General features: G+C 72.5%; 11 protein-coding genes. 7 read left to right on the top strand and 4 right to left on the bottom strand.

Annotated elements, in window-relative coordinates; genetic code table 11:
• Positions 1-34 precede the first annotated feature (34 nt).
• Positions 35-1,936 (top strand): nitrate- and nitrite sensing domain-containing protein, encoded by a 1,902-nt coding sequence (locus ACIBG4_RS27245; RefSeq protein ID WP_397204225.1) that lies wholly within the window; start codon positions 35-37, stop codon positions 1,934-1,936.
• Positions 1,937-1,970: 34 nt separating this feature from the next.
• Here ACIBG4_RS27245 and ACIBG4_RS27240 read toward each other — a convergent pair whose 3' ends face one another.
• Together ACIBG4_RS27240 and ACIBG4_RS27235 are read right to left on the bottom strand one after the other, a co-directional pair.
• The gene (locus ACIBG4_RS27240; RefSeq protein WP_397204224.1) at positions 1,971-2,714 is read right to left on the bottom strand and encodes an MBL fold metallo-hydrolase; all 744 of its coding nucleotides are present in this window, start codon (positions 2,712-2,714) and stop codon (positions 1,971-1,973) included.
• A gap of 139 nt (positions 2,715-2,853) precedes the next feature.
• The gene (locus tag ACIBG4_RS27235) at positions 2,854-4,050 is read right to left on the bottom strand and encodes a M20 family metallopeptidase (protein WP_397204223.1); all 1,197 of its coding nucleotides are present in this window, start codon (positions 4,048-4,050) and stop codon (positions 2,854-2,856) included.
• Between the two features lie 112 nt (positions 4,051-4,162).
• Here ACIBG4_RS27235 and ACIBG4_RS27230 point away from each other — a divergent pair, with 112 nt between their 5' ends.
• The 3 genes from ACIBG4_RS27230 to ACIBG4_RS27220 all read left to right on the top strand — a co-directional run bounded on the left by ACIBG4_RS27230 (position 4,163) and on the right by ACIBG4_RS27220 (position 7,664).
• The gene (locus ACIBG4_RS27230) at positions 4,163-5,206 is read left to right on the top strand and encodes an Lrp/AsnC family transcriptional regulator (protein WP_397204222.1); all 1,044 of its coding nucleotides are present in this window, start codon (positions 4,163-4,165) and stop codon (positions 5,204-5,206) included.
• 75 nt (positions 5,207-5,281) lie between these two features.
• The gene (locus ACIBG4_RS27225) at positions 5,282-6,529 is read left to right on the top strand and encodes an alpha/beta hydrolase (protein ID WP_397204221.1); all 1,248 of its coding nucleotides are present in this window, start codon (positions 5,282-5,284) and stop codon (positions 6,527-6,529) included.
• Positions 6,522-7,664: a hypothetical protein gene (locus ACIBG4_RS27220; RefSeq protein ID WP_397204220.1), complete on the top strand. Its 1,143-nt coding sequence runs from the start codon at positions 6,522-6,524 to the stop codon at positions 7,662-7,664. The genes ACIBG4_RS27225 and ACIBG4_RS27220 overlap by 8 nt, the downstream gene beginning before the upstream one ends.
• Before the next feature lie 35 nt (positions 7,665-7,699).
• Here the strand turns inward: ACIBG4_RS27220 and ACIBG4_RS27215 are convergent, their stop codons facing one another.
• Positions 7,700-7,843, bottom strand: coding sequence for a hypothetical protein (locus ACIBG4_RS27215; protein ID WP_310707366.1), 144 nt, complete (start codon positions 7,841-7,843; stop codon positions 7,700-7,702).
• Between the two features lie 444 nt (positions 7,844-8,287).
• Here ACIBG4_RS27215 and rho point away from each other — a divergent pair, with 444 nt between their 5' ends.
• From rho to ACIBG4_RS27200, 3 genes are all read left to right on the top strand, one after another.
• Positions 8,288-9,409, top strand: a complete 1,122-nt coding sequence (gene rho / locus ACIBG4_RS27210) for a transcription termination factor Rho (protein WP_397204219.1) — start codon at positions 8,288-8,290, stop codon at positions 9,407-9,409.
• Between the two features lie 48 nt (positions 9,410-9,457).
• The gene (locus ACIBG4_RS27205; RefSeq protein ID WP_397204218.1) at positions 9,458-10,498 is read left to right on the top strand and encodes a putative RNA methyltransferase; all 1,041 of its coding nucleotides are present in this window, start codon (positions 9,458-9,460) and stop codon (positions 10,496-10,498) included.
• Between the two features lie 141 nt (positions 10,499-10,639).
• Complete coding sequence (locus ACIBG4_RS27200) at positions 10,640-12,403, top strand: S9 family peptidase (RefSeq protein ID WP_397204217.1); 1,764 nt, start codon at positions 10,640-10,642, stop codon at positions 12,401-12,403.
• A gap of 22 nt (positions 12,404-12,425) precedes the next feature.
• Here the strand turns inward: ACIBG4_RS27200 and ACIBG4_RS27195 are convergent, their stop codons facing one another.
• Entirely contained in the window at positions 12,426-13,970 is a 1,545-nt protein-coding gene (locus tag ACIBG4_RS27195; RefSeq protein WP_355434255.1) for a GAF domain-containing SpoIIE family protein phosphatase, read from the bottom strand.
• Between the last annotated feature and the right edge of the window lie 19 nt (positions 13,971-13,989).

Here is a 13,989-nt window from a genome sequence, read left to right as displayed (position 1 = left end):
TGCGAGGCGATCTCACCATGCCTCCGGAGGTCGCATGCCCCCCACACGTGGCCGTCCCATCGCGCTCAAGCTGCTGGTCCTGCTGCTCGTCCCGCTCACCTCGCTCGTGGGCCTGTGGGCGTTCGCCGCGTCGCTGACCGGCGGCGACGGGCTGCGCCTCCTCCAGATCAACGAGCTGGTCACGAACCTGTCCGACCCCGCCGAGCAGATCAACGTGCAGCTCCAGAACGAGCGCCTGGCCTCGGTGGAGTACCTCACCAGCAGGCAGGGCCGCCAGCGCCTGACCACCCAGCGGGCGCTCACCGACCGGACCGTGGCCACGTTCCGGCAGCTCGCCGGCCGTGAGCGCGGCCTGTCCCCGCAGATGGCCACCCAGCTCACCGCCCTGTACGGCGAGCTCGGCAAGCTGGACAAGCTGCGCCGCAGGGTCGACGGCTCGGACGCCGCGCCGCTCCAGGTGATCGACGGCTACAGCCGGATCGTGGACGCCGCGTTCCGCATGCTCGACGCCATGGTGCTGGTGCCCGAGCAGTCGCTCTACCGGCAGGCCAGGGCCGTGACCATGCTCGGCGAGGCCAAGGACATCCTGTCCCGGGAGCGCGCGGTCATCGTCGTGGTGCTGGCGCGGGGCCGGATCACCAAGGCCGAGCGTGAGGCGTTCATCGGCATGGTCGCCACCCGCCGCCTCCTCTACACCGAGGCGCTCTCCCACCTCGACGGGAAGCTGCGCGGACCGTACGACAAGCTGGTGGCCTCCCCCGCGTACCAGGAGTTCGTGCAGGCGGAGGACGCCATCCGCGGGCAGGCCGCGACGAACGGGCTGCCCGCCTCCGCGGCGACGTGGCCCGTGGACGGCGCCAACCTGTGGGCCGCGACCGAGCGTGACCACTCCCAGGCCGTGCAGGGCTTCGTGCGGCGCGTCACGCCCGCCGCCAACGGCATCCTCACCAAGATCGGCGTGGCGGGCGGCGCGGGCCTGCTCGCGGTCGTCGCCTCGATCCTGCTCTCGCTGCGCTTCCGCCGCCGGCTGGGCGAGGAGCTGGCCGGCCTGCGTGACGCGGCGACGGAGCTGGCCGAGGTGCGGCTCGCCGGACTGGTCAAGCGGCTGCGCGCCGGCGGCGGCGATCCCACGCCCGAGGAGCTGGCGCCGCTGGAGGTCAAGGCGGAGACGGCGGAGGTGCGGGACATCGTCACGGCGTTCAACAGCGTGCAGCGCACCGCCGTCGAGGCGGCCGTGGACCAGGCGCGGCTGCGGCACGGCGTCAGCCACGTGTTCGTGAACCTGGCCCGGCGCAACCAGACGCTGCTGCACCGCCAGCTCATCCAGCTCGACAGCATGGAACGCCACACGGAGCAGCCGGAGATCCTGGCCGACCTGTTCAAGCTGGACCACCTCACGACCCGCATGCGCAGGCACGCCGAAAGCCTCATCATCCTGTCGGACCAGGCGCCGGGGCGCGGCTGGCGCAACCCGGTCCCGCTCATGGACGTGCTGCGGGCCGCCGTGGCCGAGGTGGAGGAGTACCCGCGGGTGGAGGTGCTGCAGCCGCCGCAGGTGTCCGTGCTGGGCGGCGCGGTCACCGACGTCGCGCACCTGGTGGCCGAGCTGGTGGAGAACGCCACGCTGTTCTCGCCGCCGCAGACGCGCGTGGACGTCCGCTCCACGATCACTTCGCACGGGGTCACGGTCGAGATCGAGGACCGCGGGCTCGGGCTCCCGCGCGCCGAGCTGGACGAGCTGAACGCCCGGCTGGAGGAGGTGCCGGAGTTCGACCTGGCGCAGAGCGACCGGCTCGGGCTGTTCGTCGTGAGCCGGCTGGCGGCCCGGCAGGGCATCCGGGTCCGGCTCGGGGCCTCACCGTACGGGGGGCTGACCGCGATGGTCGCGCTGCCCGCGTCGATCCTGTCCGGCCGGCCGGCCATGGCCGACCACTGAGCCGGCCCCGGACGTCACGCCGGGACCGGAGGGGTCACAGCCGGACGAACGGGTCCGCGAAGTGGGCCGTGGCCAGGACCGCGCGGTCGGCGCGCAGCCCGTCGAGGACCCTGGCGCGCGTGGCCGCCGCCTGCTCCTGGTCGTCGTCGTAGACGTACCGCACGGCGGGGTCGGCGAGCTGCGCCGGGTGGAGCACCAGGTCGCCCGTCATGGCGACCTCGCCGACGCGGGCGATCTGGTGGCCCGGCGTGTGGCCGGGGGTCAGGTGGACCCGCACGCCCGGGGCGACCTCCGCGTCGCCGTCGACGACGTGCAGCAGGTCCTTCAGGGGCGTGATCACCTGATCCAGCACCTGCCCGCCGGCCACGTCCAGGTCGGCGCGCTGGAGGACGTGGCGGGCGTCCGCGAACACGGGCGTGCCGTCGTCGCCGACCGCGCCACTGGCGTGGTCGCTGTGCAGGTGGGTCAGGATCACGGTGCCGACGTCGGCGGGCGAGACGCCCACAGCGGCCAGCTCACCGGTCAGCGAGCCGGGCACCGGCGCCCAGCTGGACGCCGGTGAGCCCGCGGCGCCGATGCCGGTGTCGACGAGCGTGAGCCGGTCGGCCGGGTCGCGGATCAGGAAGCAGTGGAAGTGGAGGGTCCACGGCTCTTCGGGGAGGTCGGCTCCCGGGAACATCTCGGCCATCGGGCGGAGGATGCTCGCGCCCATGGGTCCGACGGCGTCGCAGAGGGGCGTGACCTCGACGCCCGAGACGATGAGGGGCTGGTGTGGCACCAGCCCAGACTAGAGTGCCGCGGCATGACCGTGGGCTCTGCCGGGCTTGCCCGCACGGGCCGAAACCTTCGAATCGATCGCCCACCGGTTCAGCGAACACCGGAAGCCTGGCGACGTGTAGACGCAGCCAAGGCGGCGCTCATGGGGCCGTGCCGGCCGCACGCAGTCGCCGGATGGCCAGTTCGGCCAGCAGCCGCGCGCCGTCGTCCAGCACCACGTCGTCGAACTCCGCCAGCGGAGAGTGGTTCTCCTGCGCCTCGTCGCGGCCCAGACGCGCCGGGCGCGCGCCCAGGAACACGAAAGCCCCGGGCACCTGCGCCAGCACGCGCGAGAAGTCCTCGGAGGCGGGGTGCGGGTGGGGCATCGCGGCCAGCCGTTGCGCGCCCCACAGCTGTTGGATCGTATCGCCCGCGAAGGCGGTCTCCGCCGGGTCGGTGACGGTGACCGGCAGCTCGGCGTCGTACTCGATCTCCGCTGTGGTTCCGTGCGCCGCCGCGATACCTGTGACGAGCTCGCGCAGCAGGCGGCGGGCCGCCACGCGGTTGCGTTCGGAGTAGGTGCGGACCGTGGCCTCGAAGAACGCCGAGGCGGGGATGGCGGTTCCGTGCGATCCGGCCGACACGTGGCCGACCGTCACGACCACCGGGTCGAAGGCGTCGAACCTGCGGGTGACCAGGGCGTGCACGGCTGTGATCATCTCCGCGAGCGGGGGCACGGGATCGAGCGCACGATGCGGCACGGCGCCGTGGCCGCCCTTGCCGTGCACGGTGACGCGCATCCGCGCGGTGCCCGACAGCACGGTGCCTGAACGGGTGGCGAACACGCCGGCCCGCCGTACGGACTGCACGTGCAGCGCGTACGCCGCGAGCGGCGGAGCGCCGGCCGCTTCCAGCACCCCTTCGGAGAGCATCACCGCGGCCCCGTCATGCCCCTCCTCGCCCGGCTGGAACATGAGGATCACATCGCCCGGCAGCTCATCGCGCGCGGCGCACAGCAGGTGCGCCGCGCCCACGAGCATCGCGGTGTGCAGATCGTGGCCGCAGGCGTGCATCACGCCCGGTTCGCGGGAGGCGTACGGCAGGACCGTCTGCTCCTGGACCGGCAGCGCGTCCATGTCGGCGCGCAGGAGGACGACCGGTCCCTCCTCCGCGGGACGCTTCCCTCGGCCGCGCAACACCGCGGTGACCGAGGTCGAGGCGGCTCCCAGGGCGATCTCCAGGGGGAGCCCGCCCAGTGCGTCGAGCACCCGCCGCTGGGTCAAGGGCAGCGCGAGCCCCAGCTCTGGGTCGGCGTGCAGCGCTCGGCGCAGGGACACCAACAGGCCGGTGGGTATCACGGATCGTCCTCCTGCTTGGATGGGCTTCGTCGCTGGAGTGCAGCAGATCCACCCATCCGGTAGCCGCTATCGTCAGCGAATCGGCAAATCCAGGGCTGGAGGTGACGGATCCGTGCGGCAGGAGCTCAGCGAGCAGGATCTTCGGCTGATCCACGCGGTCCAGCTCGCGCCGCGAGCCCCCTGGACGACGATCGGCCCCGCCTGCGCCCAGCACCCGATCACCGCCGCCCGGCGCTGGCAGCGGCTGGTGGACCGCGGCCTGGTGTCGGTGCTGGTGACGCCCGGTCCCGCGCTCCTGCGCCGGCTCGCACCCGCTTACCTCGACGTGGAGTGCCGGCCGTCCGACCGCGAGGCTGTGATCGCCGCCCTGCTCGTCAACCCGCGGGTGGCCTCGATCACGATCGTCGGCTCCGGCCGCAGCCTGTTCCTGACCTTGATGGCCGCCTCCCACCAGGCCCTGGCCGACCTCGTCCTCGCCCGGATCGAAACCCTGTCGGGCGTGCTGCGCACCGAGCTCTACCCGATCACACAGGTGTACGGCGAGGGCAGCTCCTGGCGCCTGGACGCGCTGGCACGCTCCGAGATCAGCGGCCTCGACCGCCGCTCCGAACGCGCGCCCCGGCCGTTCGCCGTCTCCGAACGGCACCGGACGCTGTTCCGCGCGCTCAGCCTGGATGCCCGCGCCCCGGTGGCGGCGCTCTCCGAGCAGGTCGGCGAGAGCCCTTCGACGACCAGCCGGCGGGTGGCGGCCATGATCGCCGCCGGGCTGGTGTCGATCAGGTGCGACGTCACACAGGAGGCCGCGGGCTGGCCGATCCTCGTCAACTACTTCCTGCGCGTGCCGGCCGTCGAGCTGGACGCCGTCGGGCGGGCGCTGGCCGCCCTGCCGGAGAACCGGGGCAGCTTCGCCGTCGCCGCGCGACCGAACCTCTTCGCGAGCCAGTGGCTGCGCCACGTGTCCGACGTCCCGTACGGCGAGGCCCGCATGACGGGGGCGATCCCGTCCCTGGAGGTCCTGGACCGGATGGTCGCCCTGCGCGTCGTCAAGCGCATGGGCCGCGTGCTGGACGCGGACGGGCGCTCGATCGGGGTGGTCCCGCTCGACCCCTGGCACGAATCCGTCGTCACGCCGCCCGCCGTGACGGATCGCTCATGATTCGGCCATCCGTCGCCGTACCGTGCTTTGGTTCCGTTCAGCCAGACAGGCGAGCGAGAAGGGGAGACCGGCGACATGGGGGACGACGTGCTCAGCCCGAGCATCAAGGCTCTGTTCGAGTCGGACGATCCGGTCGGGAGCGAGGCGCGGTTGTGGACCGAGCTGCGGTCAGGCGGCACGCCGCTGATCGAGACGTGCCCCGACGACCCGCGGACCCGCCTGGTGACCTTCCTGTGGAAGGCGGACCGGCCGGTCGAGCGGGTCACGGTGAACGAGACGGTCAGCGGGCTCCCGCCGCACCGGCGCTCTCTGCTGCCGGTGCCGGGCACCGCCACCTGGTTCCTCACCTGGAGGATCAGGGCGGACGTGCGCACCACCTACAGCTTCGAGGTCGCCGACGCGTCCGGGACCGAGCGCGTCCCCGACCCGTACGCCCGGGTCCGCGAACCGCATGACTTCGCCGCTCAGATGGCGCGCGGCGTGCCGCCGCTGGAGTCGGTGCTGGTGTGCCCGGACGCCGAGCCGCTGTCGTGGACCGACCGGCGCCCCGACGTCCCGAGGGGAACGGTGACCGAGGGGGTGTACGACGACGGCAGGAAGGTGTGGACGTACATCCCGGCGGGCCACGACGAGCCAGGCGCTCCCCTGGGCGTTCTGGTCGTGCTCGACGGTTACGCCGGCCACAGTGCGAGCACCGTCCTCGACAACCTGCACGCCGAGGGACTGATCCCGCCGACGGCGGCGCTGTTCGTCCAGAACGGCGACCGTGGCAAGGAACTCTCCTGCAACCCGGAATGGTCTCGCCACCTGGCCGAGGACCTGCTGCCCTGGGCGCGTCGGCGCCACCCCCTCACCGAGGACCCGGCGGCTACCGTCATCACCGGCCGCAGCCTGGGCGGGCTGTGCGCGGCCTACACCGGGCTCAAGCACCCTGACGTGTTCGGAGGCGTGCTCATGTTGTCGGGATCGGCCTGGTGGGACCCGGACACCCTGCGCGCCTACCTCTGCCTCGCCGACCCCGCCTCCAATCCGGCCGACACGGTCGTCGGCGCCAGGTCCAGGACGCCCGCGCTCATCGACGAGTTCCGGCGGGCCGACCGCGTGCCCATCCGGATCTACCAGGAGGTCGGTGCGTTCGAGACGGGGCCGCCGCCCGCCACGCCCGGCCAGATCCACGCCAGCAGGCACCTGCGCGACGTGCTCGCGCTCAAGGGCTACGACCACCGCTACCGCGAGTTCGCCGGCGGCCACGACGAGACCTGGTGGCGCAGCCGTCTCGGCGACGGGCTGATCTGGCTGAGGGGGGACGGCGCCGATGCCTGAGGTACGCCTTCCCCGCCCCACCGGCCCTCGCCTGGCCGGCGTCCGGGACATCGAGACGGGCCCGCTGCTGATGCGAGTCTGGTACCCCGCGGCGGCGGCGACGGGCCGGCCCCGGCCGTACGCGGTCGGCAGCGAGCGGGACCTGCTGCTGGAGTGGACCGCCCGCCGCAACCCGACCTGGCCGCCCAACACCACCACGGCCCTGCTCGCCGCGGCGCTCACGCACGACCACCGCGACGCACCCGCCCTGCCGGGACCCCATCCGACGATCGTGTACTCCCACGGCGCCGACCTGTACCCCGCCCAGAACACCGCGTTGATGACCGAACTCGCCTCCCACGGTTACGTCGTCGTCAGCGTGCTGCAGCGCGGCGGCGGGTTCGCCGCGCGGCCCGACGGATCGCGGCTCGGACCGAGGGAGCCGATCTTCGCCGCGGCCGTCGACCTGTTCTCTCGGCTGGAGCGCCTCACGTCGCTCGGCGCCGACCTCGACGCCCGCCATGACTGGTACGCCGACCTCTGGGAGAGCGGCAAGATAGTCCCGCTCGTACGGCAGTGGCGCGATCGCATGATCGCCGTCGGCGACGCGCTGTCGGCCGCGACACCGGACGGCCCCTTCGGCGACCTCGCCGGAGCCTGCGACCTGGCGCGGCTGACGTACATGGGAATGTCCCTCGGCGGGAGCGCCGCCGCGAGCGCCGCGCAGGCAGACCCGCGCGCCCGCGCCGCCGTCAACCTCGACGGCATGCACCTCGCGGCCGACCTCTTCGGTCGCCCCGCCCGCGTCCCGATCCTCGGGCTGTACGCGGACTTCCAGGGCCGTGTGCACCACAGCCACCTGTTCTACGAGGAGTTCGGCCGGACGGGGCTGCGCGGAGACGTAGTACGGGTCAAGATCGCCGACGCCGCGCACCGGGACTTCACGGACCTGGCGCTGCTGCCCGGCAAGCAGCGCCTCGACCATCTCGGTCCCGTGGACGGGGAGGGCGTCACCCGGCTCGTGGGGGCTCTCACGCTGGCGTTCCTCGACCGGTTCGTCGAGGGCAGGACCTCCGCGGCGCTGCCGCTCGGAGACGGGGCCGAACTCCTCGACGCGTCGCACGTGCGCGCATGGAGCGGTCGCCGGACGACCTGACGGCTTCGGCCGCGTTGGGCCTCGGACACCTGCTCCTAGGCGGCGACGGGCGTGCGCGGCACGTACTCGTTGTCGAGGTCGGCGGCGTAGACCGTGCGGCGGCAGTGCGCGCACCGGTACATGATCGGCCCCTCGTCGAGCTCGTGGTGGCACTGAGGGCAACAGGTGCTGGTCTTCATGGGATCCCCCTTGGAATGCTGCTCGCCTACAGGAAAACCTGGCCGGATTGCAGGAGCCCTGCATCACGCTTGACACGATGCCGCGGCACGGCCGGGCGTTCCATGTCGTCGTACGCGCCGCATGGGCGTCGTTCGACGGCCTCGGTGTCGTTCGACGGCGTCGCGAGAAGAACATTGTTACGGCCGCGCAGGTCGTCCGGCGTGCTACGACACGAGAACAGCCCGGGAATAGCCCATGCGGGCTAGGCGTTGCATGGCTCAGAACGTGTGATACGTTCCGATTGGCGTTGAGCTACCGCTCCGCCGGTTTCTTCTCCGCGAACCGCCCTCTTTCGTCGGGCCGGATCGCGACCATCCCACCCCGCCGGGTCACACGGCGTTTCTCCGTGTACGAGCCCTGGCCGCCGGACCTCCGTCCTGCCTGCCCTTGAAAGGGGCCCCATCATGTCTGTTCACACCCTCCCCCAGCAGCGTTCCGTTCCCCAGCAGCGTTCCGGCGCACCCGTACGGCAGGTCACCGGCCTGCTCGACCTGCGGGAGCGCGACGCCTTCATCCGCGCCGGGCACGCGCCCGGCCCAGGCGACGTCCGCGTCCTCCCGGACCGGGCCCGGCAGCTCGGCCTGCGCCACGGCGACCATGTCGCCGCCTCCGTCGCGGGCGGCAAGCTGGTGAGCGTCGAGTCGGTCAACGGCGCCGCCGAGTGGCGCGACCGGCCGGCCTTCGCCGACCTGACCCCCGTGCACCCGTCCGAGCGGCTGCGCCTGGAGACCGAGTCGCTCAGCACCCGCGTCATCGACCTGTTCGCGCCGATCGGCAAGGGGCAGCGCGGGCTCATCGTGGCCCCGCCGAAGGCCGGCAAGACCATGGTCCTGCAGGCCCTGGCCGCCGCCGTCGCCCGCAACCACCCGGAGGTCCACCTCATGGTCGTCCTCGTCGGTGAGCGGCCCGAGGAGGTCACCGAGATGCGCGCCTCGATCCGCGGCGAGGTCTTCTCCTCGACCTTCGACCACCCCGACCACGACCACGCCGCCGTCGCGGAGCTGGCCGTCGAGCGCGCCAAGCGGCTCGTGGAGGCCGGCCGGGACGTCGTCCTGCTGCTCGACTCGCTGACGCGGCTCGGGCGCGCCTACAACAACCTGGCGCCCGGCGGCGGGCGCGTCCTGACCGGCGGCATCGACGCCTCCGCGCTCTACCCGCCCAAGCGTTTCTTCGGCGCCGCCCGCAACGTGCTGGAGGGCGGCTCCCTCACGATCCTCGCGACCGCGCTCGTGGACACGGGCTCGCGCATGGACAACAGCCTGTACGAGGAGTTCAAGGGCACCGGCAACATGGAGCTCCACCTGGCCAGGGACTCGGCCGAGCGCCGCCTGTACCCGGCCGTGGACCTGGAGGCGTCCGGGACGCGGCGCGAGGAGCTCCTGCTGCCCGGCGACGAGCTGCAGGTCGTGTGGCGGCTGCGCCGCATGCTGGCCGCGCTCGACCGCAACCAGGGGCTGGAGCTGCTGATCGGCAAGCTCCGCGAGACGACGAGCAACGCCGACTTCCTCCACGCGGCGGCCGCCTGACCCCTCCCCTCGGAGGCGGCCCCGACCGGCAGCCGGAAGAATAGCGGCATGCTCGCTGACATCATCGAATTTCTGGCCTGCCCTATTTGCCGGGAACCGGTGACCATTGACCGGGGTGCCGTCCGATGTGGCGACGGGCACGCGTTCGACATCGCCAAGCAGGGATACGTGAGCCTGCTCGTGGGATCACGCGTACCCGGGACGGCCGACAGCGCCGAGATGGTCGCCGCACGTGCGGATTTCTTGAGCAATGGGCATTTCGCGCCGCTTGTCGAAGCTGTCGCCGAATGTGTAGATATGCGGATTACGGTCGGCCGGGAGAGCGCAGGAACGGCGATTCGTGAGAAAAGCTTCGCTGAGCCGGAGGACGGGGCGGCGGCGAAGGCGTACGGTGGTCCCGGAGTGGATCCCGGTCACCGGGCGGAGCCGGTCGGGCAGGAGCCCGGCGACGCGCCGAGGCCGGTGATCGTGGACGCCGGAGCGGGCACCGGGCACTACCTGGCAAGCGTGCTCCAGGCGGTCGACAGAAGCATCGGAGTGGCGTTCGATGTGTCCAAGCACGCCGTCCGGCGGGCGGCGCGAGCGCATCCGAGGCTGGGAGCGTTCGTGGCTGACGTGTGGCGGCCGCTGCCCATCCGGAGCGGGGTGGCCGACGTGGTGATGGATGTCTTCGCGCCCAGGAACTCGGCGGAGTTCCTGCGGGTCCTGCGGCCCGGCGGAGCCGTGGTCGTCGTCACGCCCGCGCCCGCGCATCTCAGCCCGCTGGTCGAGGAGCTGGGGCTGCTCTCCGTCGACGAGGACAAGGAGCGGCGGTTGGCACGTGGCATGGAGGGGTTCGCCGAGGTGGATCGGCGCTCCATCACCTTCGACATGGAGCTGGACCGCCACGGCGTGGCCGAGGTCGTGCGGATGGGCCCGAGTGCGTGGCACACGGACCCCGCGGAGCTGGACGAACGAATCGCCGCGTATATCGCGCGCGGCACCGGTACAACGGCGGGAGCGGCGGGAAACCCGGGAAAAGCGGTGGCGCGGGCCGCCTTTCACCTGTCCGTCTTCGAGGCGGCGCCGAAGTCAAGGACCATTCCTTGACGGACATGTGGGGCTGGTGTTGCTCATGAGGCATTTAACCCGAAATTCCCCTACATTCGGCGAGTATTTCCGCGATACAGGAGCAATACTGGACGGCAACCCGTGGCCGGAGGCGGGCGGCAGAGGGAGGGGGCGCGCCGGATGAAGGCCGAGGAACGCTGGCAGGCCAGGTTCCGAGCGTCGCGCATGACGCTGCCGATCTGGGCGCGCCAGGCACCGAGCAGGTCCGTCTACCGCTCCAACGCCACGGGCACCTGGGAGGTCTACACCTGGGACCGCGCCAACGGCGCCACCCGCCAGGTCACCGAGCGGCCCAAGGGCACCGCCCACGCCACCATCGACCCCACCGGCCAGTGGATCTACTGGTTCGCCGACACCGAGGGCGACGAGTTCGGCGTGTGGTGGCGGCAGCCGTTCAACGGCGGCCCCAGCGAGCTCGTGGCGCCGGGCCTGCCACCCGGCCAGCCGGGCGGCATCGCGCTGTCGAGCACCGGCTTCGCCGCGATCAGCCTCGCCAGCGAGGGCACCTTCCGCATCCATCTCGTACGACCCGGCGAGCCCTCCCACCTGCTCTACGAGCACCCCGAGGCCGCCTGGGTGGCGGACATGTCCCTCGACGGGGAGCTCATCGCCATCAACCACGGCGAGTACGGCGACTTCCGGCACCCGGCGCTCCGGGTGGTGCGCCAGAACGGCGAGACGGTCCGGGAGCTGTACGACGGGCCGGGCAAGGGCGTGATCGGCCTCCGCTTCGCCCCCGTGGCCGGTGACCGCCGGCTGCTCGCCCTGCACGAGCGCCGCCATCGGCAGGAGCCCCTGGTCTGGGACCCGGTGACCGGCGAGCAGCGCGAGATCTGGCTGCGCGACTCGGGCGACCTGGCCGCCGAGTGGTACCACGACGGGCGGGGCCTGCTGATCCTGCGCGACAACCGGGCACGCACGTACCTCCACCGCTACGACCTGGGAGGCGGCGGCCTGACGCCGATCGAGACGCCGCACGGCGTGATCGAGGAGGCCGCGCCGCGCCCCGCCGGTCACGTCGAGTACTCCTGGTCGAGCGCGTCCCGCCCGCCGGTCATCAAGTCGACCAACGGCCAGGTCGTGATCAACGCCGGCGGCCCCGCCGCGCCGCCCAGCGTGCCCGTGGAGGACCTCGACATCACCGGCCCCGGCGGCCGGATCCACGCGCTGGTCTCCCGGCCCGAGCACGGCGGCGGACCGTTCCCGACCATCTTCATGCTGCACGGCGGCCCCACCGCGCACGACCGCGACGCCTTCTCCCCCGAGGTCGCGGCGTGGGTGGACGCCGGGTTCGCCGTGGTGCGGGTCAACTACCGCGGCTCCACGGGCTACGGCTCGGCCTGGCGCGACGCCCTGCGGGGCGACGTGGGCCACATCGAGTTACAGGACGTGGCGGCCGTCCGGGAGACGGTGGTCGAGCGCGGCGTCGCCGACCCTGACCGGATCCTGCTGAGCGGCACCGCGTGGGGCGGCTACCTCACCCTGCTCGGCCTCGGCACCCAGCCGGGCCTGTGGGCCGCGGGCATCGCGGCCGTCCCGATCGCCTGCCACCAGACCTCGTACGAGGACGAGGCCGAGAGCCTGCGCGCCTACCACCGCGCCCTGCTCGGCGGCTCGCCCGACGAGCAGCCCGAGCGCTACGCCGCCAGCTCCCCCATCACCTACGTGGACCGGGTCGAGAGCCCGGTGCTCATCCTGGCCGGCGAGAACGACACGCGCTGCCCGCTGCGCCAGATCAAGAAGTACGTGGCCAAGCTGGCCGAGCACGGGCGGCCGTACGAGGTCTACACCTACGACGCGGTGCGCGGCTCGCTGGTGGTGGCCGAGCGGATCACGCAGATGAGCCTGCAACTGGAGTTCGCCCGCAAGCACCTGCGCCACTGACCGCCCGGCTGGGTGCGGCGGCTCAGCGGGCGCGCAGGACCACGATGGCGAGGTCGTCGGCGCTCGGCTCGACGGCGAAGTCGGCGACGCCCCGGCGGATCCGCTCCGCGACCGCCCGCGCCGACAGGCCCGCGCACTCGCCCAGCAGCTTCGCCAGGCCGCCGTCGTCGTCGAGCAGGCGGTCGCCGCAGCGGCGCTCGGTGACGCCGTCCGTGACCGCGAGCAGCACGTCGCCGTGGTCGAGGTGCATGGTGTCGGCCTCGAACACCACCTCGGGGAAGACCCCCAGCAGCGACTGAGGAGTGGTCACCGACTCGACCTGGCCGTTTGCCTTGAGGCGCAGCGCCTCGGGATGGCCGGCCGACACCATCCGGATCTCCAGGCCCGTCTCCACCGGCGTGATGTCGCCGTGCAGCAGGGTCAGGAACCTGGCCCGCTCCCCCTCCTCCAGGATCGCCTGGTTGAGCCGGCCCAGCACGGCGGCCACGCCGTACCCCTCGCGGGCGAGCAGCCGCAGCGTGTGGCGCGCCAGGCCCGTCACCGCCGCCGCCTCGGGCCCGGTGCCGCACACGTCGCCGATCGCGAACCGCCACGAGTCGTCGCCGGCCTTGAACAGGTCGTAGAAGTCGCCGCCGACCTCGTTGACCTCGCCGGCCGCCTCATAGATGACGCCGTAGTCGAGGCCGGGCACCTCCGGCTCGTTGGGCGGCAGCAGGCTGCGCTGGAGCGCCCGGTTGGCGGCGGCCTGCTGCGCGTACAGGCGGGCGTTGTCCATGGCCAGCGCCGCGCGCCTGCCGATGTCCTCGGCGAGCTGGATGACCTCGTCCGGGAAGCGGTCGGAGCGGCCCAGGCACATCACGCCGAGGCTGCGCCCGCGGGCGGTCAGCGGGACCGTGAGCACCTGGGAGTCGCCCAGGTGCAGGATGGACGGCTGCGTGCCGGCCGAGTCCACGTCCACGCCGTCCAGCTCCTGGCGCAGGCCGTCGATGCGGGCCTCGTCGGCGTGCCAGACGTAGACGAGGCGCATGGGCCCGGTCGCGTTGTCGGCGGTGTAGACGGCGCACCAGCTCGACAGCCTGGGCACCACGACCTGGGCGACGATGGCGGGCACCATGTCGGGGTTGAGCGTGCCTGCGAGCAGGTCGCTCGCGTCGGCCAGGAACCCCAGCCAGTGCGGTCCCCGCGAGCCCTCCGACGGGCGATCGGAGACGACTGTTTCCGTGAAGCCGGGTAGCGTGAGACGTGCCCAGTGGACGTGCCCATCCCGAGAGAAGGTGATCCCCCATTCCGCCACCGCCGCAGAGGGCGCCTTCGGATCACCCTGGGGGGCGTTGCGCTGCTTCAGCTCCACCTGCACGGCGTCGCCGAAGTGCTTCCACACGACCTCGAACGGCTCGTCGACCACCTGCTCCGCCAGATCGCCGGTGACCTGCTCGGCCGTGTTCAGCAGCGCGCCGCCGACGGCCCAGGCGGTCATCACCTCGCGCGTGAACCGCATCGCGGCCGGCACGGCGGTCTCGCCGGGCGCGAATGTGGCGGCCAGCACGGCCTGAGGAGAAGCAGTCATCCCCACGTGCCTACCACAC

The organism is Nonomuraea sp. NPDC050383 (assembly GCF_044459125.1).
Classification (GTDB): Bacteria; Actinomycetota; Actinomycetes; order Streptosporangiales; family Streptosporangiaceae; genus Nonomuraea.
Note: the sequence above shows the minus strand (reverse complement) of the source record. Positions and strands in the feature narration are given on the sequence as shown.

Coding starts and splice junctions, on each gene's coding strand:
- ACIBG4_RS27245 (WP_397204225.1), top strand. CDS start 35: ATGCCCCCCACACGTGGCCGTCCCATCGCGCTCAAGCTGCTGGTCCTG.
- ACIBG4_RS27225 (WP_397204221.1), top strand. CDS start 5,282: ATGGGGGACGACGTGCTCAGCCCGAGCATCAAGGCTCTGTTCGAGTCG.
- ACIBG4_RS27220 (WP_397204220.1), top strand. CDS start 6,522: ATGCCTGAGGTACGCCTTCCCCGCCCCACCGGCCCTCGCCTGGCCGGC.
- ACIBG4_RS27215 (WP_310707366.1), bottom strand. CDS start 7,843: ATGAAGACCAGCACCTGTTGCCCTCAGTGCCACCACGAGCTCGACGAG.
- rho (WP_397204219.1), top strand. CDS start 8,288: ATGTCTGTTCACACCCTCCCCCAGCAGCGTTCCGTTCCCCAGCAGCGT.
- ACIBG4_RS27205 (WP_397204218.1), top strand. CDS start 9,458: ATGCTCGCTGACATCATCGAATTTCTGGCCTGCCCTATTTGCCGGGAA.
- ACIBG4_RS27200 (WP_397204217.1), top strand. CDS start 10,640: ATGAAGGCCGAGGAACGCTGGCAGGCCAGGTTCCGAGCGTCGCGCATG.
- ACIBG4_RS27195 (WP_355434255.1), bottom strand. CDS start 13,970: ATGACTGCTTCTCCTCAGGCCGTGCTGGCCGCCACATTCGCGCCCGGC.